The organism is Pseudomonas sp. zbq_18 (assembly GCF_043102245.1).
GTDB lineage: Bacteria > Pseudomonadota > Gammaproteobacteria > Pseudomonadales > Pseudomonadaceae > Aquipseudomonas.
In genome coordinates this window covers 163,258-183,144 of record NZ_JBICIT010000008.1, presented here as the reverse complement: position 1 = coordinate 183,144, position 19,887 = coordinate 163,258, and the positions used below count along the sequence as shown (strand labels likewise).

The 19,887-nt window shown below is 63.6% G+C and carries 18 protein-coding genes; 9 read left to right on the top strand and 9 right to left on the bottom strand.

The window, feature by feature from the left end:
- The first annotated feature begins 8 nt into the window (after positions 1-8).
- From ACF8C6_RS06265 to ACF8C6_RS06255, 3 genes are all read left to right on the top strand, one after another.
- On the top strand, positions 9-398 hold the full coding sequence (locus tag ACF8C6_RS06265; RefSeq protein WP_392498488.1) for a phage holin family protein: 390 nt from the start codon (positions 9-11) through the stop codon (positions 396-398).
- A complete protein-coding gene (locus ACF8C6_RS06260) occupies positions 395-700 on the top strand; it encodes a hypothetical protein (protein WP_392498487.1) in 306 nt (101 codons plus the stop codon). Before ACF8C6_RS06265 ends, ACF8C6_RS06260 begins: the two co-directional genes overlap by 4 nt.
- Positions 701-787: 87 nt before the next feature.
- Complete coding sequence (locus ACF8C6_RS06255; protein ID WP_392498486.1) at positions 788-1,951, top strand: EAL domain-containing protein; 1,164 nt, start codon at positions 788-790, stop codon at positions 1,949-1,951.
- On the opposite strand, the gene ACF8C6_RS06250 is transcribed toward ACF8C6_RS06255, so the two are convergent.
- Complete coding sequence (locus ACF8C6_RS06250) at positions 1,948-3,063, bottom strand: GGDEF domain-containing protein (protein WP_392498485.1); 1,116 nt, start codon at positions 3,061-3,063, stop codon at positions 1,948-1,950. The two genes, ACF8C6_RS06255 and ACF8C6_RS06250, sit on opposite strands and share 4 nt — an antisense overlap.
- A 197-nt stretch (positions 3,064-3,260) precedes the next feature.
- Between ACF8C6_RS06250 and ACF8C6_RS06245 the strand changes: the two genes are divergently transcribed.
- From ACF8C6_RS06245 to ACF8C6_RS06235, 3 genes are all read left to right on the top strand, one after another.
- The gene (locus ACF8C6_RS06245) at positions 3,261-4,592 is read left to right on the top strand and encodes a deoxyguanosinetriphosphate triphosphohydrolase (protein WP_392498484.1); all 1,332 of its coding nucleotides are present in this window, start codon (positions 3,261-3,263) and stop codon (positions 4,590-4,592) included.
- Positions 4,593-4,596: 4 nt separating this feature from the next.
- Positions 4,597-5,637, top strand: a complete 1,041-nt coding sequence (locus ACF8C6_RS06240) for an FUSC family protein (protein WP_392498483.1) — start codon at positions 4,597-4,599, stop codon at positions 5,635-5,637.
- An 81-nt stretch (positions 5,638-5,718) separates the two neighbouring features.
- Positions 5,719-8,673, top strand: coding sequence for an HD domain-containing phosphohydrolase (locus ACF8C6_RS06235; RefSeq protein WP_392498482.1), 2,955 nt, complete (start codon positions 5,719-5,721; stop codon positions 8,671-8,673).
- 56 nt (positions 8,674-8,729) lie between these two features.
- Here ACF8C6_RS06235 and ACF8C6_RS06230 read toward each other — a convergent pair whose 3' ends face one another.
- Complete coding sequence (locus ACF8C6_RS06230; RefSeq protein WP_277688866.1) at positions 8,730-9,071, bottom strand: 50S ribosome-binding protein YggL; 342 nt, start codon at positions 9,069-9,071, stop codon at positions 8,730-8,732.
- 168 nt (positions 9,072-9,239) lie between these two features.
- Here ACF8C6_RS06230 and dacB point away from each other — a divergent pair, with 168 nt between their 5' ends.
- Positions 9,240-10,673, top strand: a complete 1,434-nt coding sequence (gene dacB, locus ACF8C6_RS06225) for a D-alanyl-D-alanine carboxypeptidase/D-alanyl-D-alanine-endopeptidase (protein ID WP_392498481.1) — start codon at positions 9,240-9,242, stop codon at positions 10,671-10,673.
- A gap of 54 nt (positions 10,674-10,727) precedes the next feature.
- On the opposite strand, the gene rlmKL is transcribed toward dacB, so the two are convergent.
- Positions 10,728-12,920, bottom strand: coding sequence for a bifunctional 23S rRNA (guanine(2069)-N(7))-methyltransferase RlmK/23S rRNA (guanine(2445)-N(2))-methyltransferase RlmL (gene rlmKL / locus ACF8C6_RS06220; RefSeq protein WP_392498480.1), 2,193 nt, complete (start codon positions 12,918-12,920; stop codon positions 10,728-10,730).
- 392 nt (positions 12,921-13,312) lie between these two features.
- Between rlmKL and rmf the strand changes: the two genes are divergently transcribed.
- Positions 13,313-13,528 (top strand): ribosome modulation factor, encoded by a 216-nt coding sequence (gene rmf / locus ACF8C6_RS06215; protein ID WP_277688869.1) that lies wholly within the window; start codon positions 13,313-13,315, stop codon positions 13,526-13,528.
- Positions 13,529-13,624: 96 nt separating this feature from the next.
- On the opposite strand, the gene ACF8C6_RS06210 is transcribed toward rmf, so the two are convergent.
- Complete coding sequence (locus ACF8C6_RS06210; protein ID WP_392498479.1) at positions 13,625-14,650, bottom strand: quinone-dependent dihydroorotate dehydrogenase; 1,026 nt, start codon at positions 14,648-14,650, stop codon at positions 13,625-13,627.
- A 106-nt stretch (positions 14,651-14,756) separates the two neighbouring features.
- Positions 14,757-14,978 carry a DUF2835 domain-containing protein gene (locus ACF8C6_RS06205; protein ID WP_277689013.1) on the bottom strand — a complete coding sequence of 74 codons (222 nt, stop codon included), beginning with the start codon at positions 14,976-14,978 and terminating at the stop codon, positions 14,757-14,759.
- Between the two features lie 150 nt (positions 14,979-15,128).
- Between ACF8C6_RS06205 and ACF8C6_RS06200 the strand changes: the two genes are divergently transcribed.
- Complete coding sequence (locus ACF8C6_RS06200; protein ID WP_392498478.1) at positions 15,129-16,022, top strand: DUF6685 family protein; 894 nt, start codon at positions 15,129-15,131, stop codon at positions 16,020-16,022.
- A gap of 64 nt (positions 16,023-16,086) precedes the next feature.
- Here the strand turns inward: ACF8C6_RS06200 and ACF8C6_RS06195 are convergent, their stop codons facing one another.
- The 4 genes from ACF8C6_RS06195 to ACF8C6_RS06180 all read right to left on the bottom strand — a co-directional run bounded on the left by ACF8C6_RS06195 (position 16,087) and on the right by ACF8C6_RS06180 (position 19,853).
- Positions 16,087-16,443, bottom strand: a complete 357-nt coding sequence (locus ACF8C6_RS06195; RefSeq protein WP_277688872.1) for a ribonuclease E inhibitor RraB — start codon at positions 16,441-16,443, stop codon at positions 16,087-16,089.
- Between the two features lie 260 nt (positions 16,444-16,703).
- Positions 16,704-17,465: an SDR family oxidoreductase gene (locus ACF8C6_RS06190; RefSeq protein WP_392498477.1), complete on the bottom strand. Its 762-nt coding sequence runs from the start codon at positions 17,463-17,465 to the stop codon at positions 16,704-16,706.
- Positions 17,462-18,397, bottom strand: a complete 936-nt coding sequence (locus ACF8C6_RS06185; protein WP_392498475.1) for an alpha/beta hydrolase — start codon at positions 18,395-18,397, stop codon at positions 17,462-17,464. The genes ACF8C6_RS06190 and ACF8C6_RS06185 overlap by 4 nt, the downstream gene beginning before the upstream one ends.
- Positions 18,381-19,853 (bottom strand): flavin-containing monooxygenase, encoded by a 1,473-nt coding sequence (locus ACF8C6_RS06180; RefSeq protein ID WP_392498474.1) that lies wholly within the window; start codon positions 19,851-19,853, stop codon positions 18,381-18,383. The genes ACF8C6_RS06185 and ACF8C6_RS06180 overlap by 17 nt, the downstream gene beginning before the upstream one ends.
- Positions 19,854-19,887 lie beyond the last annotated feature (34 nt).

Genomic DNA, 19,887 nt, shown 5'->3' with positions numbered 1-19,887 from the left:
ACAAGCGCATGGATGAACAGCACGCTCAAGCCACCACCGAGCCGGGCAAGCCCTCGCTGAAAAAGCTCGGTGGCACCTTGTTCGGTCTTGCTCAGGGCCATCTGGAACTGATCGCCATCGAACTGCAGGAAGAGAAGTCTCGTTCTTTTCGCTTGCTGCTCTTTTCCGGCCTCAGCCTGATTTTCGGATTACTGGTGCTGCTTGGCCTTTCCGCCGTGGTCTTGATTGCCTTCTGGGAAGACTACCGCCTGCACGCCGCCATGGGGCTGAGCCTGTTGTTCCTGGTGGCTCTGGCGTTGTGCGTTGGCAAGGCCAAGAGTCTGGCCCGTGCTGGTCAATCGCCCTTCCAGGCAACGCTCGAAGAGCTTGCCCGCGACAAGGAGCGCTTACTACCATGACGCCCCCGACACAGCGCGACCTGCGCAAGGAACTGGTGCGTTTGCGCCTTGAGATGCATCGCCAGCACCTGCGCCACCATGCCCAACCGTTGACGCACCCGCTGCAGCACCTGCGCCAGCTAAGGATTGGCAACCCAGCCGCATTGGAGAAACCGATACTGCTGACGGCCGGCGTGTTTCTGAGCCTGTTTGCCAGTCGCCTGGGCACCTTTGGCAAACTGGCACGCGGAGCGATCGTGCTCTACCCGCTACTACGTGCCAGGAGCAAAGCACTGAGCCGCGAGGAACAGCAAAAGCGCTGAGAAAAATGGCCGCATTCTTGCAGACGTGATGGCTCCGCGGCCGCTACCCCAGCGGTCAAGTTTTCCATCAGCTCAAGGAACCGGTTCGTGATCGACGGGCAGCCGCTAGCAGTCTTCCAGCCCTTTATCGACACCGCCACAGGCCGTATCGCCGGCATCGAAGCTCTGGGTCGTCTGCGTCAGGCCGATGGCTCGCTGCGTTCGGTCGGCCCGCTGTTCTGCGACCCCAAGGTCTCGCCGGCCAGCCTGCGCAGGCTGGACCGGCAGATCCGTGAAGATGCCCTGGCACGATTGCACGGCGCACCGCAGGACTGGTTTCTCAGCCTCAACATCTCGCCCCGCTGGATCAGTCGCCTGCGTCCCAACCAGCCACTGCCCAGTCTCAAGCAACTGGAAAAGCATCGGATAGACCCGCGGCGGATCGTGTTCGAAATCACCGAACTGGGCGGCGGCAATCAGAAGCTCAGTGAAGTGGTCAGCCGCTACCGCGAAGCCGGTGCACGCATCGCCATTGATGACTTTGGCGCCGGCTACTCACAACTGGACCGCGTGCTGGCCTTGCAGCCGGACATTCTCAAGCTGGACATGCGCCTGTTCCAGGAAGCCGCCCGCGGCGGCCCCAGTGGCGAAGTGGTCAAGGCCCTGGCCCTGATGGCCGAGAAGACCGGCTGCTGGATCATCGCCGAAGGGGTCGAAACCGAAGCCGAACTGCATTTCGCCCTGGAGTGCGGCGCCCGCTATGTGCAGGGCTATCTCTTCGCCCAGGCCGAACAGGCGTTTTTCACCAGTGACACCTTTGTTTCCCGCTTCGCTCACCTGCGCGACCAATACGTAAAGAGCAAACTGGCAGAACGGGCACACCTGATGACCCTGCGCCAGCAACTGACGGAACTGATGGGGCTGGTGCGCCACTGGGTAGAGCGTGGCGACAAGCTGGATTCGCTGCTCAACCCTGCCGCCTACCCTTGGCTCCTGCGCATTTATCAGTGCGACCGCCACGGCACCCAACTCAGTCCAAACCTGCAGTGGGATGGCAAGCGCTGGTACGCGGACTCTCGCTACCTGGGCCACAACTGGTCTTGGCGCCCTTACTTCTATCAGCTATTGGCGGAGGGCTGGGAAGAACGCCGGCTAACCCTGTCGAGCACCTACCGCGACGCCACCAGCAACCAGTATTGCCTGACCGCCGGCCAGTTCATCGACAACGGCCGCAGGCTGCTGCTGCTCGATATCGACGCAAGCGCCTTCTAGGTCAGGATGATCGGCTGATGGAGAGGCTCCACCTCCATGCGGTTGCGTCCGTTCTGCTTGGCGCGATAGAGCGCCTTGTCAGCGCGCTTGATCAAGGCCGCAACGCTTTCCTGTAGGCAATACTGCGCCACCCCAATGGACGCGGTCACCCGCAGCCCCTCGGGTAAGCCGGGATAACTCGCCTGCGCCAGCGCCTCCTGAATGCGCACGATGCAGTGCTGGGCCATGTCCAGCGAGGTCTGGGGCAGAAACAGAAGAAACTCCTCGCCACCGTAGCGGGCGAAGAAGTCGGTACTGCGCAGCAAGGGCTGCACCACCTCGGCAAAGGTCTTCAGCACCTCATCCCCCGCCGGGTGGCCATAGTTGTCGTTGATGCGCTTGAAGTGGTCCAGATCAAGGATGCACACGCAAAAGCCGACCCCGCCACGATCGGTTCGGTTCTTCTCGTGACCGAGCATCTCCAACAGGTAGCGCCGGTTGTAAGCTCCGGTCAGCTCATCGTGGGTAGCCAGTTCGGTGACCTGGTTCAATACCACCTGCAACTGGGCGTTACTCGCCACCAACCGCTTGCGCAGAGCACTGATGCTACCGCCGAGAATGGAAATGAACGGCAGGAACACCGAGAAACTGCACCACAACACCATCTCCACCGCCAGGTTGAAACGCTCGCCTTCGACACGCTGGATCAGCGGCAGAGTCAGGGCGTAAGCGACTATGGTGCCCAGACTCAACAGCAGCAACTCACGGGTATTGAGCTTGAAGCAACCGAACATACTGATGATCAACAACACCACCAGATAGGCTCCGCGTGCCTCGCCAGCATAGATCTGAGTCCCTATCACCATCACGATGGCGGCGACCATCTGCGCCATGGTCATGCTCGGATCGCGCAAGCGCAGGTTGAGGTCGTAACGCAGCAACAGGTAGAACAGCAGATTGGTGAGCACGGCCACCAGCACCCAAACCTGCGTCACCCAGGCTGGGGAAATGCCGTTGTAGACAGAGACGAGCTGGGGAACACTGGCCAGAAAGTACATCGCCACACTCATCATGAAGCGGCGAATGCGCAATTGCTGCTGCGAGTCCCTGGATGAGGCAGCTTCAGAAATCACGTGCTTACTACTCTTGTTGTTATGGCTATAGATCAAGACGCGATGGGGCGACGATAGCACCGTGCCCACGGGCACCAGTAACCGCTCGTCGCCGCAGCAGAGCCGATGCACCGATACTTGCAGGCATCCGCGCAAACACCGAAGCTAAGTACACATCGCCCGGCGGAGCCGGGCACACCCACCGGCGAGGACAGCCCTTGGATTGGCAAACCCTGCTCACCCGCGAACGCCTCGGCAAACCCGTGCATAGCTCCGACGAGCTGGGCCGCAGTCCGTTCCACAAAGACCACGACCGCATCATCTTCTCCGGCGCCTTCCGCCGCCTGGGTCGCAAAACCCAGGTGCACCCGGTGTCCAGCAACGACCACATTCACACCCGTCTGACCCATTCTCTCGAAGTCGGCTGCGTCGGCCGCTCCCTGGGCATGCGCGTCGGCGAGATGCTGCGTGACGAACTGCCGGACTGGTGTACACCGAGCGACCTGGGTGTAATCGTGCAATCCGCTTGTCTGGCTCACGACATCGGCAACCCACCGTTCGGCCACTCCGGCGAAGACGCCATCCGCCACTGGTTCCGCCAGGCCGCCGGGCGCGGCTGGCTGGACGGCATGAGCGATGCCGAACGTGCCGATTTCCTCAGTTTCGAGGGTAACGCCCAGGGCTTTCGCGTACTTACCCAGCTGGAATACCACCAGTTCGACGGCGGCATGCGCCTGACCTACGCCACGCTCGGTACCTACCTGAAGTACCCCTGGACAGCCCGCCACGCCGAGGCGCTGGGCTACAAGAAACACAAGTTCGGCTGCTACCAGAACGAACTACCGCGCCTGGAGCAGATCGCCACCAAACTGGGCCTGCCACGACTCGACGAACAGCGCTGGGCACGCCATCCGCTGGTCTTCCTGATGGAGGCAGCCGACGACATCTGCTACGCCCTGATCGACCTGGAAGACGGGGTGGAAATGGAGTTGCTCGACTATGCCGAGGTTGAAGCCTTGCTGTTCGACCTGGTCGGTGACGACCTGCCGGAAACCTACCGCCAGCTTGGCCCGAATGATTCGCGCCGGCGCAAGCTGGCAATCCTGCGTGGCAAGGCGATCGAACACCTGACCAACGCCGCTGCCCGTGCCTTCGTCGAGCAACAGCCAGCGCTGCTGCTCGGCACCCTCGAAGGTGACCTGGTCGAGCATATGCATGGCCCTGCCAAGCGTTGCGTGCTGCGGGCCAAGGCCGTGGCACGCGAACGCATCTTTCAGGACAAGCGCAAGACCCTGCATGAAATCGGCGCCTACACCACTCTGGAGATCCTGCTCAATGCCTTCTGCGGCGCGGCCCTGGAGCAACACTCCGGGCGCGAGCTGTCGTTCAAGAACCGGCGCATCCTTGACCTGCTTGCGCATTACGCTCCGGCACCGGACTGGTCGCTGTATATGTCGTTTCTGCGCATGATCGACTTCATCGCCGGGATGACGGACAGCTATGCGACCGAAATGGCCCGGGAGATGACCGGGCGCTCCAGCCCGGTGTAGGCCCATGACTCGCAGACGCAGATGGATCGGCTGGCACGCCGGCCCCCCCGAACTGGGCGTGGCCGTGATTGCCGGCCTGGGGTGTGCCCTGCCCCTGCTGCTGGGTCTGCTCAGCGGTCATCCGGGTTTTCTCTGGGCCTCGGCAGGTGCCTTTCAAGCTTCCCAGGTCAGTCCGCTGCATCGCTATGGCATGCTGCGGCTGCTGATGCTCACCCTGCTCGGCGCCTGCAGCGCCGGCCTGGGCTTCTGGGCGACGGGACACGCCTGGGCCAGCGTGCTGCTGTTCGGCGCCTTCGGTCTACTGCTCGCCTGGTTGCAGCGCTTCGGCAAAGAGGCCGGCAAGCTGGGGATGAACCTGGCGATCTGCCTGTGCCTGGGGCAAGGTCATACCGAGGTCGGCGGGTTGCACAATGCCGACGCGGTCGCAGCACTGTTCATTCTCGGCGGTCTGTGGGTTGCCCTCCTCGCTTTCGGCCTGCGCGGCCTGCATGGTTTGCGCACCTGGCCGCACATGCCCCGCCTGATGGCCGTATTGCGCGTGCTGCGCCGCCAGGCCAAGCGCCTGCCCGAGCGCCGCTGGCGTCTGCACGCACTGGGCTGCGCCCTCGCCCTGGGCAGTGCCGGGCTGATAGTCGAGCTAGCCGACCTGCCACGAGGCCACTGGCTCACCCTGGCCCTGCTCGGCACCCTGCAGCTGAGAGCCCGCAGCAATCTGGCCAGAGCCCTGCAACTGTGCATGGTGAGCCTGGCCAGCGCCGTACTGCTGCTGGGGCTCGGCTACAGTTTGCAAAGCCCTGCCGCCATGGTGGCCATTACCTTGCCCGTGATTGTGCTGGGCCGAGCACTGCAGGCCCACCGCTATGGCCTGTACGTCTTGCAGGTGATCGTCAGTTTCATGCTGCTGAGCGAATGCCTGGCGCAGGACTGGCAGGATCCCCAGCAGCGCCTGCTCAACAGCCTGGTCGGCGTGGTGCTGGCGATGTTGGTGGCCATGCTGATACATGCTCTGGCACGGCGATTTGGCCAGGCAAAACAGGAAAAATAGTCCCGCCGACAGGCGGCGATGTTGTCAGCGCTTCACTATGCTTTGGCTCTATCCCATTACGCCTGTCAACGGAGCGAGCTCATGCAGGGTAAAGCGCTAGGCAAGGAACGTCGCTTTCCGCTCCACGTCCACATCAGCGTACTGTTCACCCTGCTTCTGCTTGGCAGTGGCGCACTGCTCGGCCTGTTCAACTATCACCAGACCACCCAGGTCATCCTGTCCAGCAGCAAACAGCTGTTTACGCAAATACGCGAGGAAGTGGACGCCGACCTGCGCCACACCTACCAACCCATTCGCCATCTGCTCAGCCTGCTCACCCTGCAGGAAAAGAATCAGGCCGCCGATCGCTATCAGCGCATGGACCTCCTGCCATCACTGGCCCAGGCCCTGCGCGACAATCCCAAGCTCGCCTCGCTGTATCTCGGTTATGGCGATGGCGATTTCTTCATGGTGCGACCGCTGCGTAACGAAGCACTCAAGGAGCGATTCAATGCTCCCGCCAACGCCGCCTTCCAGGTCTGGACCATCGACCGCACCGGCAGTGCCCGGCCCGTTTCCGAATCACAGTTTTTCGATGCCGAACTGAACCTGATCAGCCGCCGGCAGAACCTCAAGGAAACCTACGACCCCCGCAGCCGCCCCTGGTACAAGAGCGCCCTCGAAAACGGCGAGCAGATCACCACCGAACCCTACGTGTTCTTTTCCACTGGCGATGTCGGCACGACGCTGGCCCGTATCAGCCATGACCAGACCGTGCTCGCCGCCGACCTGACCCTTGCCGACCTCTCTGCCACGCTGGCACGTCACCGGGTCACGCCATCCACCGAGGTGGTGCTGTACCGGCCCGATGGCTCAGCCGTCGCCTACCCCGATGTGGCCCGCTTGCTGATACGCAGTGGCGAAACTCAACTGGCCCAGGTGGCCCAACTCAGCCCTGCGCTGGGTGAGCTATTCCAGCGCGGCCTGGACAAGGATCGCCAGGGCGCCATGGAGCTGGCAGGCAAGCGCTGGCAGGTGTCCTACAGCCAACTCGAGGAAGGCGGCCCCAACGGCTTGCGCCTGGCCCTGCTGGCACCAGAAGAAGAGTTGCTCGCCGACGCCTACCGGATCCGCTGGCAGGGCGCCGTACTCACCATCGCGATCCTGCTGCTGTGCGTCCCGCTCGGCTGGCTGATGTCTCGTGTACTGGTCAAGCCACTGCGCGCTCTGGTGGATGAGGCCGAAGCCATCCGCAGCTTCAACTTCAACCACCCGGCCAGTGGCCGTTCCCCGGTATTGGAAGTCGATCAGCTGGCGGTGGCCATGGCCAAGATGAAGGACACCCTGTCCGGATTCCTCGACATCACCGCCAGCCTGTCAGCCGAAACCCGCTTCGATGCCCTGCTGCGCCGGGTACTGCGGGAAACCGTTGAACTCAGCGAGGCCAGCTGCGGCCTGCTCTACCTGCGTGACCCCGACAACGGGAGCCTGGAGCCCCACGGTCTGTTCATCAACGACCAGCAGCACAGCCTGGAAGAACACCGTATCCCCACCTACATCCCCGGTGAGTCCGAGATACCCGAGTGGATACGCCAGCCGGCAGAAGGCGGCAGCAGCGTTGTGACCGCCATCGGCTTTGATCAGGCCGAAGGGCTGCAAAGCCTGCTGCATACCCTCGACAGCCCGCGTGCGCACCTGCTGAGCACTGGCCTGCACAATCGTCAGGGTGAAACGCTGGGCGTGCTGCTCCTGCTGCACCGAGACAACGGCGAGGAAGCCGACCTGGCCATGATCGGCCCGCAGCGTATCGCCTATGTCGAGGCCGTGTCCGGGGTCGCCGCCCTGTGCATCGAGAGCCAGCGACTGCTGGAGCAACAAAAGAAGCTGCTGGACGCCTTTATTCAGCTAATCGCTGGCGCCATCGACGCCAAAAGCCCCTACACCGGAGGCCATTGTCAGCGGGTACCGGAGCTGACAGTGATGCTGGCCAAAGCCGCAGCCGGCAGCCACGAGGAGCCTTTCCGCAACTACCAGCCCGGTGAAGAAGACTGGGAAGCCCTGCATATCGCCGCCTGGCTGCACGATTGCGGCAAAGTCACCACGCCAGAATATGTGGTGGACAAGGCGACCAAGCTGGAAACCCTCTACGACCGTATCCACGAAGTGCGCATGCGTTTCGAGGTGCTCAAGCGCGACGCCTGGGTCGCCTACTGGCAGGCATTGGCCAGCGGCGGCGACGAAGCCGCACTGAGCCAGCTGCGTGACGAGACGCTGAGCACCCTGGACGAAGAGTTCGCCTTTGTCGCCCGTTGCAACCTCGGTGGCGAGGCCATGGCCGATGCTGACCAGGAGCGCCTGAAAACCATCGCCGAGCGCCGCTGGACGCGCACACTGGACGACAGACTGGGCGTTTCCTGGGAGGAAAACCAGCGCCAGGCGCGTAGCCCGGCCACCGAACTTCCGGTGCAGGAACCCCTGCTGGCCGACAAGCCCGAGCATCTGATCGAGCGCCCGAGCAGCGAGCTCATCGCCGCGGACAATCCCTGGGGCTTCCGCCTCGACGTACCGCATTACAAACATAATCGTGGCGAGCTATACAACCTGGGGATAGTCCGCGGCACCCTGACCGCCGAAGAACGCTACATCATCAACAACCACATCGTGCAGACCATTCTCATGCTCGAGCACCTGCCCTTTCCCAAGCACCTGGCCAATGTGGCCGAGATCGCCGGTGGGCACCACGAGAAGATGGATGGCAGCGGCTACCCGAAACGCCTCAAGCGCGATGAAATGAGCCTGCCGGCCCGCATGATGGCGATCGCAGATATTTTCGAGGCCCTGACTGCTGTGGATCGCCCCTACAAGAAGGGCAAGACGCTTACCGAGTCGCTCAACATCATGGCCGGCATGTGCCGGGGCGCCCATGTCGACCCTGATCTGTTTGGTCTGTTTGTGCGCAGCGGCATCCCTCAGGCCTATGCCGAACGTTACCTGCGCCCCGACCAGAATGATGCAGTAGACACCGATGCCATCCTGAATAAAGCAGGCCTGGCCTGATGGCGGACACAAAAAAGCCCGGCAACAAGCCGGGCTCTTCTATCGCAACGCAGCGGTTAGGCCTTGTTGACCGGGTTCTCCGGATACCACACGTCGAGCAGCGGGCTCAGCGTGAAGTCGACCAGCTCGTTGCGCCCCTTGAGCCAGGCTTCCAGCTGGCTGCGCTGCTCTTCGGTGACCGAGCCGCGCTTGGACAGGCAAACGAAACCATAGTCCTCGCCGCCGACATAGCCCAGGCCGTTGCCGTCGATGGCCTCGACCAGAAACTGGTCGACGAACTGATCCGCCTCAGCCTCGGTCAGGCTCTCGCGGAAGTTCATGGTCAGTTCGCAGCCCAGCTCCTGGAATTCATCGACGCAAAGTTTCTTGCGCAGACGACGGGAACGGTTAGTGGCCATAGATGCTCCTAGATACTCAATGATTTGCACGGACGGCACTCTAGCAAATTGCCGCCCCACTTGCCCGTCCGTTCAGAAAAAATGCTCGTGCAGCCCAGGCGCCAGCCATAAACGCCTCGGGCATAATGCGCGGCAGTTTTTGCCCCCTCTCCAACCTGGGCCCTGCCAATGATCCATTCGCTACGAAATTTACTGCTCGCCTCTCTTCTTCTGCCTTTGTCGCTGCCCATCCAGGCTGCTCAAACCAGCAGCGTGCTGCCGAACAAGGTTGCGCAAGCCCTAAAGGCCAACAAGATCTCGCCCAATAGCCTGTCACTTGTCGCCCTGCCATTGGATAGCAGCAGTACCGGCATCATCTACAACGCCGATGTCTCGATGAACCCGGCCTCGACCATGAAGCTGGTCAATACCTATGCCGCGCTGGAATTGCTCGGCCCAACCCATCAGTGGCAAACCGAGTTCTACGGTGATGGTCCACTGCAGGATGGCGTACTTAACGGCAACCTCTACCTCAAGGGCGGCGGTGACCCCAAGCTGAACATGGAGAGGCTCTGGCTGATGATGCGCGATCTGCGCACCAATGGCGTACAGCGCATCACCGGCGATCTGGTGCTGGATCGCAGCCACTTCAATCTGCCGCAGCTGCCCGTCTTCAACGATGACGGTGGTGACCCCAACAAACCCTTCCTGGTCGGCCCCGATTCACTGCTGGTCAACCTCAAATCAGTTCGCATGATCAGTCGCACCGCCGGCGGCAAGGTAAGTGTGATCATGGAGCCGCCACTGACCAACGTCCGCATCGACAATCAGGTCAAGGCACTTCCCGCCGCCAAATGCCCGGCTTGGCCGGATGTACGCTACAACCCGGTGACCCAGTTCGATGGCACCACCCTGGTGGTCACCGGCAAGCTGGCCGAAGGCTGCAGCGCGCAGAGCTACCTGGCCCTGCTGGACCACCCGGGCTACGCCGCCGGTGCCGTACGCGCCATCTGGCAGGAGCTGGGCGGCAGCATCCTCGGCAAGGATCGCCTCGGCGATGTGCCGAAGAATGCCAAGCTGCTGGCGCGTACCTTCTCGCCGGACCTCACCGAGGTCATCCGCGACATCAACAAGTACAGCAACAACACCATGGCCAGACAGCTGTTCCTCAGCCTGGGGCAACGCTTCCGTACCAGTGCCGATGGCGACGATGCCAAGGCCGCGCAACGCGTCATCCGCGGCTGGCTGGCGAAAAAAGGCATCACCGCACCACGCCTGGTGATCGAGAACGGCTCGGGGCTCTCCCGCGCGGAGCGCATCAGCGCCCGTGAAATGGCCGGCATGCTGCAAGCCGCCTGGCATAGCCCCTATGCCGCCGAGTTCATCGCCTCGATGCCGCTGGTGGGCATGGACGGCACCATGCGCAAGCGCCTGAAGAACACCGGCATGCAGGGACAAGGTCACATCAAGACCGGCACCTTGAACAATGTACGCGCCATCGCGGGCTTTACCCGCACAGCCAAAGGCAAGAACTGGGTGGTAGTGGCCATCCTCAACGACCAGCGGCCTTGGGGCGCCTCGGCAATCCTCGACCAGGTACTGCTGGACATCTACCGCCGATAAGTCCGTAACAACAGAAAAGCCCGCCATTCGGCGGGGCTTTTTCATATGCCGACCTCAGATCTTGGCCGTCAAACGCCAGGCACGGTGGATCTTGCTGTTGCGAGCAAAGTCCTGATCGACGGTCTGCGCGCTGATCTCCTCCAACGCGTAACGCTCGGCCAGGCCCTCGTCGAGCTGGAACTTGCGGAAGTTGTTGGAGAAGTACAGCACGCCGCCCTTGCCCAGACGGGCCATGGCCAGATCGAGCAGGCGCACGTGGTCCCGCTGCACGTCGAACACGCCCTCCATGCGCTTGGAGTTGGAGAAGGTCGGCGGGTCGATGAAGATCAGGTCGTATTCGCCACGATCTGCCTCGAGCCAGGCCATCACGTCGCCCTGCTCCAGGCGCTGCTTGTCGGAGAAGCCGTTGAGCGCCAGGTTGCGCCGCGCCCAGTCCAGGTAGGTTTTCGACAGATCGACGCTGGTGGTGCTGCGCGCACCGCCCTTGGCTGCGTGCACGGTGGCCGTGGCGGTGTAGCAGAACAGGTTGAGGAAGCGCTTGCCGGCCGCCTCTTTCTGGATGCGCAGGCGCAGCGGACGGTGGTCGAGGAACAGGCCGGTGTCCAGGTAGTCGGTCAGGTTGACCAGCAGGCGCACACCGCCTTCGCTCACTTCCATGAACTGGCCCTGGCTGGCCTGGCGCTCGTACTGCTTGGTGCCGCTCTGCCGCTCGCGGCGCTTGATCACCACTTTGTCCGGCGAGATCCCCAGTGCCACCGGAATGGCAGCCAGGGCGTCGAGCAGGCGCGCCTGAGCCTTGTCCGGGTCAATGGAACGAGGCGGCGCGTATTCCTGCACGTGCACCCAGTCGCGGTACAGGTCGATGGCCAGGGCGTACTCGGGCATGTCGGCGTCGTACAGGCGGTAGCACTCGATACCGGCCTTCTTCGCCCACTTGCCCAGGCTCTTGAGGTTCTTTTGCAGACGATTAGCGAACATCTGCCCGCCCTCGGACAAACGCGCAGGCTCACTGGCCACTGGAGCCGCCGCGCCTTCCTCACTGGCCTGACGCCGCTCGCTGCGCTCACCGGTGACAAACTGCTCGGGCAGCACCTTGAACAGCAGCAGCTTGCACGGCAGCGCGCCGTTCCAGAACGAATACTGCTTGTGGCTGCGCAGGCCCATGCGCTTGCCCAGTTCCGGAGCGCCGGTGAACACCGCCGCCTCCCAGTTCAGGCAGCTCTGGCGCAGGCGCTCGCCGAGGTTCTGGTAAAGATAGAGCAGGCTCGCCTCGTCGCCCAGGCGCTCGCCATAAGGCGGGTTGCTGACGATCAGCCCGGTCTGGTTCTTGTCCGGGCGCGGCTCGAAGGTGGCCAGTTCGCCCTGGTACAGCTTGACCCATTCACCCAGCCCGGCACGCTCGATGTTGTTGCGCGCAGGCTGGATCAGCCGTGGGTCGGCCTCGTAACCGCGAATCCACAGCGGCGGCCTGGCCAGGCCCGCCGCGGCGCGTTCTTCCGCCTCGGCGTGCAGCTTCTTCCAGATCGCCGGGACATGGCCCAGCCAGTTGGAGAAGCCCCAGCGTTCACGCTTGAGGTTCGGCGCCATGTCGGTGGCGATCATTGCCGCCTCGACCAGGAAGGTACCGACACCGCACATGGGGTCGGCCAACGCGCCACCCTCGGCGGCAATGCGCGGCCAGCCGGCGCGGATCAGGATGGCTGCAGCCAGGTTTTCCTTGAGCGGCGCAGCGCCCTGCTGCAGGCGATAGCCACGCTGGTGCAGGCTGTGCCCGGATAGATCGAGCGAGAGCACCGCCTCGCCCTTATCCAGGCGCAGGTGCACGCGCAGGTGCGGATCGACCTTGTCGATCGACGGACGCGTACCGGCCGGGGTACGCAGCTTGTCGACGATAGCGTCCTTGACCTTCAAGGCGCCGAAGTGCGTGTTGTCGATGCCGGCGCCATGGCCACTGAACTCCACGGCCAGAGTCCCGGCTGGATCAAGATGCTCGGCCCAATCAACAGCCAACACGCCCTGATAGAGATCCTCGGCGTTGCTCACCGGGAAACGGCGCAGCACCAGCAGCACGCGGTTGGCCAGGCGCGACCACAGGCACAGACGGTAGCCCACCTCAATGGCGGCGAAACCCCGCACGGCAGCCGTCTGCTCGCGGGCCTCTTCCAGGCCCAGACCAGTGGCTTCTTCAAGCAGCAGGCCTTCCAGACTCTTGGGGCAGGTCAGGATCAGTTCGTAACGGTCAGACATGGGCATTCCATCTGTAAGGGTGGCAAATCAGCCACCTGATATGACAGAGGGTCGCCAGATGACCCTTCGTCGGAATAAACAAAACTCGCAGCTGCGAGACATTCGCAATGACATCCAGGCGAAGCCATGCGCCAATGCTGGATCACAGCCGATTAAGGCCTACTCATCCACATTAGCTTATGGCTCCTGCCCTATTTGCGTTACGCCCTTATGACAAAACGATCATTCACAGGGGGTAAGGCATTGGTTAGAAATCATCTCAGGCCGACACCGCAATGGTGCTGGCAGGTGGCCCGCCACGCCGGCAGCGGGCCCCAGTGGCAGAAGCTTTTCTGCCTGGTCCCGGCAAGGGACCAACGGGACATAACAGTCAACAGTGAGGGCAACACCCGATGAGAAGACTTAAGCGTGATCCGTTGGAACGAGCTTTTCTACGCGGTTATCAGCACGGCATTCATGGTAAATCCCGCGATCTGTGTCCTTTCACCCACCCGTCCGTTCGGCAAGCCTGGATCAATGGCTGGCGCGAAGGGCGCGGCGACAACTGGGACGGACTGACCGGCACTGCCGGTATCCATAGACTCAACGAACTTCACGCTGTCGGCTGAGCCCGACCTACAGACTTCACCAGACCGTCCTATCCGGACGGTGGGCGAGAGCCCAGGGCCCCTCAGGGGCCCTTTTTATTGCCTACTTGCCGCTATTCAGTGCTTCGGCAGTGCCGCGATGGCGTCCACCGCCTCGCGAATCAGCGCCGGTCCCTTGTAGATAAAGCCCGAATAGAACTGCACCAGACTGGCACCTGCCGCGATCTTTTCGGCTGCATGCGCCCCTTCGGTAATACCTCCAACGGCAATGATCGGTAGGCGGCCCTTGAGCTCGCCAGCCAGTACCCGCACGGTATGAGTGCTCTTGTCACGCACCGGCGCACCGGAAAGGCCGCCGGCCTCGTTGCCGAACGGCAGGTTCTCCACACCTTCGCGACCCAGCGTGGTGTTGGTAGCGATGACCGCATCCATGCCGGTTTCGACCAGCGCCTGAGCGACCTGCACGGTTTCCTCGTCGCTCATGTCCGGGGCGATCTTGATGGCCAGCGGTACACGCTTGCCGTGCTCGGCAGCCAGGTCTTCCTGGCGCTGCCGCAGCGCTTCCAGCAACTGCTTGAGTTGATCACCGAACTGCAGGCTGCGCAGGCCAGGGGTGTTCGGCGAGCTGACGTTGACGGTCACGTAACTGGCGTGGGCGTAGACCTTGTCCAGGCCGATCAGGTAATCATCCACGGCCCGCTCGACCGGGGTATCGAAGTTCTTGCCGATATTAATGCCCAGCACGCCCCTGTACTTGGCCGCGGCAACGCGTGCCAGCAGGTGATCGACGCCGTGATTGTTGAAGCCCATGCGGTTGATCACTGCGCTCGCTTCCGGCAGGCGGAACAGGCGCGGCTTGGGATTGCCCGGCTGCGGGCGCGGGGTCACGGTGCCGATCTCGACGAAGCCGAAACCCAGTTGGGCGAAACCGTCGATGGCGTCACCGTTCTTGTCCAGGCCGGCAGCCAGGCCCACCGGATTGGGAAATTCCAGCCCCATCACCTGGACCGGCAGCTTGGTCGGCGCCTTGCACAGCAAACCGTTGAGGCCCAGGCGGCCACCTGCGCCGATCAGGTCGATGGACAGTTCGTGAGAAGTTTCGGGTTCAAGACGGAACAGCAGCGCGCGGGCCAGGTCGTACATGGGCTAGTCGGCTCGAATGAGTGGCAGTGGCAAATAGGCCGCGATTATAGCCGCCAGCACTAGCCGGCGGCGAGGCAAGGGAGTAATAAGGGAGCCGTTCGCGCACTCATTGCAGCTGGCGCAGGCCAAGCAGCTCTCCGGCCGTGCTGAATTCCAGCTCGAACACGCCATATATGCCGTCGTGGCGCAAGAAAGGACGCAGATGATGGGCCGGCAAGCTAACCTTGCGGCCGTCACGGCTATACAACAGAACCCGGTTGGCGCGCCCCTGGTAAACCGCCAGGAAACGCTCCGCAGGCAGCGCAATATCCAGCACCAGGCTGGGCATGGAGGCACCCTCGACAATGAATGGCAGCATTTTGCCACAGACCACGGCGCAGCCGGCCAGGCTCACACCGACAACCTGCCCCCATTCGCATGCGAGGTGGCTACAGCTCTGCCACACTGACGCGGTAGTGCCGGGAGTGTCCTGCAGGTCATGAGTCTTTCCGAATCTCCTTCCAGTCTGGCGTCACGCCTCTCTGCCCTCGCTCAGCGCCTGGGCCTGAGCGGCCGCGTGGCCAAACTGGTGTTCGAGCGGGCGCGCCACCTGCGCCTGCCGTTTAGGGTGCTGCCTGAACCCGCGACCACTGTCTGGTGGCAGGCCGGACCGCCACTACACCGCCTGGTGGATCTGCCGCGCGACGCGCTGTCAGGCCCGGTACAGGAAGACAAGGCCGCTGCCCGCGCCATCCTGATGGGCATAGTAGAACGCGAAACCCTGCACCTCGATGACTTCGACCTGCGCCGAATCGACGGCCTGTGCAGCCCTCCCCCCAGCCTCGACAGTACCCTGGCAACGTTCGAGGAAGTGGCTGCCTGCCCACTGGGGCGCAGCGTGCGCATCATCAGCTACAAGGATTTTCTCAAGACCATCAGCCAGGCCATGCCGCGCTTTCTCGCCGCCGAGGCAGTGGAGTTGCGCCAGGCCAGCTGGTACGGCGAGCGGTTTTTCTGGGCCGGCGAGCAGCATGGCGAAGCGTTCGCCTGCGCCATCGCCTATGCCCGCCTGCGTGGCCTGGAAGTCACCCTGCCCGCGGAGTTGACGCGCTACCGCCTGAGCGCCAGCGGTCTGGCCGAACTGCGTCAGCGCTACCACATGCTGGCCATGCCCGTGCAAGCCTGGAGCGAACCGGCGTTCATGAGCCTGTTGCTGGATCACGGCCTGCCTTATGCCCGGCTGTCGCTGCTGCGCTATCCGGATGCCCCGGAGTTTCTCCTGCTGCCCAAGGATTCTCCCGCGGCCAATGCCCTGGGCGAAGGCCTACGCCTGGCCGGCGCGCCGGACATGATCAGCTACCTCGAAGCGCTGCAACAGCGCACCGACTCCTGATTCGAAGGGATGGGTGCCGACCAATCCCAAATGCACGGATTGGTCGGCGTCTACCGACAAGGCTTCAGCTTGCCACGGCCTGCTGCGCCCCGAGTCGCACTTCCTGGGTCACCCCCCAGCCGTCCAGCACTCCGCCGAGCGGCCCGACCAGGGCCTCCAGATCCTGCTCGAAACTGCCGATACCCGCATAAGTGGCATACATCACCTTGCTCACCTGCAGGTGCCAGGCACCATCATCACGCACACTTACCTGAGCATTCAGCGATTCACCGCGAAACTTCGCGGCTGCCACTCTGGCCCGGGCCTCATCCGGGAAAATGGCGTAGAACTCGATGGGGTGCACACGGGCGAAATCGAATCCGCCCTCTTTCATGCGGCGCAGAACAGTACTGCTGACATCATCTTGGAAGGCTGTGCTCATGTTGCGACCTCCTCTCAGGCGATGGATCAACCGCGACCGCCAACGATAGCGGCCTCGCGGCACCCTGCGGTGCCGCCCGAGAACCAGACAGGAAGCTGCCTGGTTTGTCATCAACGGGCCAGGCCCGTGGGCAGCCATACCGACGAGTGCCGGGTCAGGCGACCGTCTCTTCAGGTTAGCGGCTGATGCACGAGCTTGCTGGCACTCTGACCACCGGCGTTGTCGGCGGCGACAGGCGGCCGCTCAGTCATGCCAGCTTGCTAGTCGCGACTCAGCCACCCCATCAGCATCCGGCTCACGGCCGGCGGCGAGACCTGCCCGGCCCAGTACATCAGGGTAAACAGCCACTGAATCGGCCTGTGCACCTTGGCGTGCCGCGCCTGCAACCACGCGGCCGCAGCGATGTCCTCGGCCGCCAGCTTGACGCCCATCCGGCGCAGTGCCGGAGGTTCGAAACTCTGCTGCGCGACCATGGGCGTGCGCACGAAAGGCGGCATCAGGTCGCCCACGTGTATGCCGTGGCGCCGCCACTCCAGCTCCAGGGCCTCGGTCAGGCCGCGCACGGCGAACTTGGAAGCCGAGTAGCTGACCATGTGCGGTGTGCCGTACAGCCCGGAAGCCGAGCCCATATTGATCACCTGGGCACCCGGCGTGCCCTTGAGGTAGGGAAAGGCCGCATGGGTGACCTGCAGCAGGCCCAGCACGTTGATCTGCAGAATGCGCGCGTGCTCCTCCAGGGCGATGTCCTCGAAATGACCGAAGCGCAAAATCCCGGCGCAGTTGAACAGCAGGCGCAGGCGCCCGCCGTGCAGGCTGCAGAAGTCCTGCAACGCCTCGCGCACCGCGCTGGCATCGCCCACATCCAGCTCCGCGTGCCAGACCCCGCCCAGTTCGGCAGCCAGCTCGGCCAGGGCCCTGTGGTTGATATCCAGCAAGCCGACTTGCCAGCCGCGCGCATGGAACAGCCGCGCCGTAGCTGCACCGATGCCGGAAGCCGCACCCGTAATCAGAATGGTGTTCATGGACAACCTCGTTGGCGAAGGAACTCGACGACCCGCTGCAACGCCAGATCGGCGCTGGCCAGCAGGCCGCAATTGATCTGGAACACATGCCACTGCCGGCGATACAGCTCCAGGCGGCAATCCACGCCCGCAGCCCGCGCCCGTTCGGCCAGCAACTGGCTCTGGCGCAGCAGCACCTCGTCCTCGCCGACCTGCACCAGCAAGGGCGGCAAGCCGTGCAGCTCGGCATACTGCGGCGACAGCTCGGGAGCACGACAATCCCTGCCTGGCGGGCAATACGCCTGCGCGCCCTGGCGCAGCCACGCGGGTTGAATCAGCGGGTCGCCGCCGAGGGGCTGATGCAGGTGGTCACCACTGAGGTCGGTGAGCGGCGAGAAGCACACCAACGCAGCCGGCAGCGGCAGCCCCAGTTCGCGCAAGCGCAGTGCGCAGGTCAGGGCCAGGTTGCCACCGGCCGAATCGCCGGCGATGACGATGCGCTCAGCCGCCAGGCCCTGCGCCAGCAAGGCGCGATAGGCCGCCAGCGCATCGTCGCGGGCGGCCGGGAATGGCTGTTCCGGGGCCAGGCGGTAATCCAGCGCGCACAGGCTCAGCCCCGCCGCGCGAGCCAGGTGACTGGTCAGGCTGCGGTGGGTTTGTGGCGAGCCGGCGATGAACGCCCCACCGTGCAGGTAGAGCAGCACCCAGCCGTTGTCCGTGGCCGGCCGCAGCCATTCGCACGGCACGCCCCCCAGCACGCCGGGCTCGACCCGCACCCCGGCGGCCACTTTGCCCAGCCGCGTACCCAGCCAGAGCAGGCGGCGCTGGGCCCTGACGCTGACACCGGGGCGCAGCCCGGCCCGCGCCAGCAGCCAGACCGCCCCGCGCAGCACACTGCTGAGCAGGCGCTGCCCAGCCCCGGAGGGAGCAGAGAGCTCAACGGACCAGGTCATAGGCGCTCCAGTCCGGTTGCCGGGTATGCCGACGGTAGCTGAAGGTGAAGCCGGACCAGTTGTTGGTGTGCTTGCCGGCGGCATTCTTGTACCAGCTGCTACAGCCCTGCTCCCACACCGAATGCTCGATGGCGTGCTGCACCCGCTGGTTCCAGGCGTCCTGCACCGGCTTGCGCACATTCAGGTAGCGCACGCCCTGCTCCAGTTTGTCCAGACAGGCCAGCACGTAGGGGAACTGGCTTTCCAGCATGTAGATGATCGAGTTGTGCCCCAGGTTGGTGTTCGGCCCGTAGAGGATGAACAGATTGGGGAAGCCGTTGACGCTGATGCCCTTGTAGGCCTCGGCGCCGTCCTTCCAGGCCTGGTTCAGCTCCAGCCCGCCGAGCCCGCGAATCTGCATCGGCGCCAGGAAGTCGCTGGCGGTGAAGCCGGTGCCATAGATCAGCACGTCGGCGGCATGCTCGCGGCCGTCGGCGGTGATTACCCCGTGCTCGCTGACTTCGCGAATGGCCTCGTTGACCACCGCCACCTGAGGCTGCACCAGCGCCGGGTAGTAGTCATTGCTGATCAGGATGCGCTTGCAGCCCATCGGGTAATCCGGGGTCAGCTTGGCGCGCAAGCCGGCATCGCTGACCTGGCGTGCGAGATAGCGCAGAAAGCTTGCGCGCATCAGCTTCATCAGCCCCGGCAACACGAAGAAGGCCACGCCACGGGCCTCGTGATAGAGGTATTGCAGGCCACGGTCGAGCTTCTGCATCCACGGCCAGCGCTGCATCAACGTCAGTTCCAAACGGCTGTAGGCGCGATCCGGCTTGGCCAGCACATAGGCCGGTGTGCGCTGGAACAGGGTCAGTTGCTTGACCTTCGGCACTATGGCCGGCACGAACTGGATGGCGCTGGCGCCAGTGCCGATCACCGCCACGCGCTTGCCGCTCAGGTCGAGGTCATGGCGCCAGCGCGCCGAGTGGAAGCTTTCCCCGGCGAAGCGCTCCACGCCGGGAATCTGCGGATACAGCGGCCGGTTGAGCTGGCCGCAGGCACTGACCAGGGCCCGCGCGCTGAAGCTGGCGCCATCGGTGGTGGTCACCCGCCACAGCGCGGCCTCCTCGTCGAACCACGCCTCAGCAACCTCGCTGTTGCAGCGGATTTTCGGCTGCAGCCCATGGTTGTCGATGCACTGGCGCACGTAGGCGAAGATCTCCGGCTGCGGCGCGTAACGCCGGCTCCAGTCGGTCTTGGGCTCAAAAGAAAAGGAATACAGGTGCGAAGGCACGTCACAGGCCGCCCCCGGGTAGCTGTTATCGCGCCAGGTGCCGCCGGGCTCGCCGGCTTTTTCGAGAATCAGGAAGTGCTCCTGGCCCTGCTGCCGCAGACGCATGGCCAGGCCCAGCCCGGCGAACCCGGCGCCAATGATCAACACCTGCAGAGGCGGTTGTTGTGGAGTCTTGTTATGCATTGTGCTCTCCGTCTCCCACGAGTATCGCGGATGA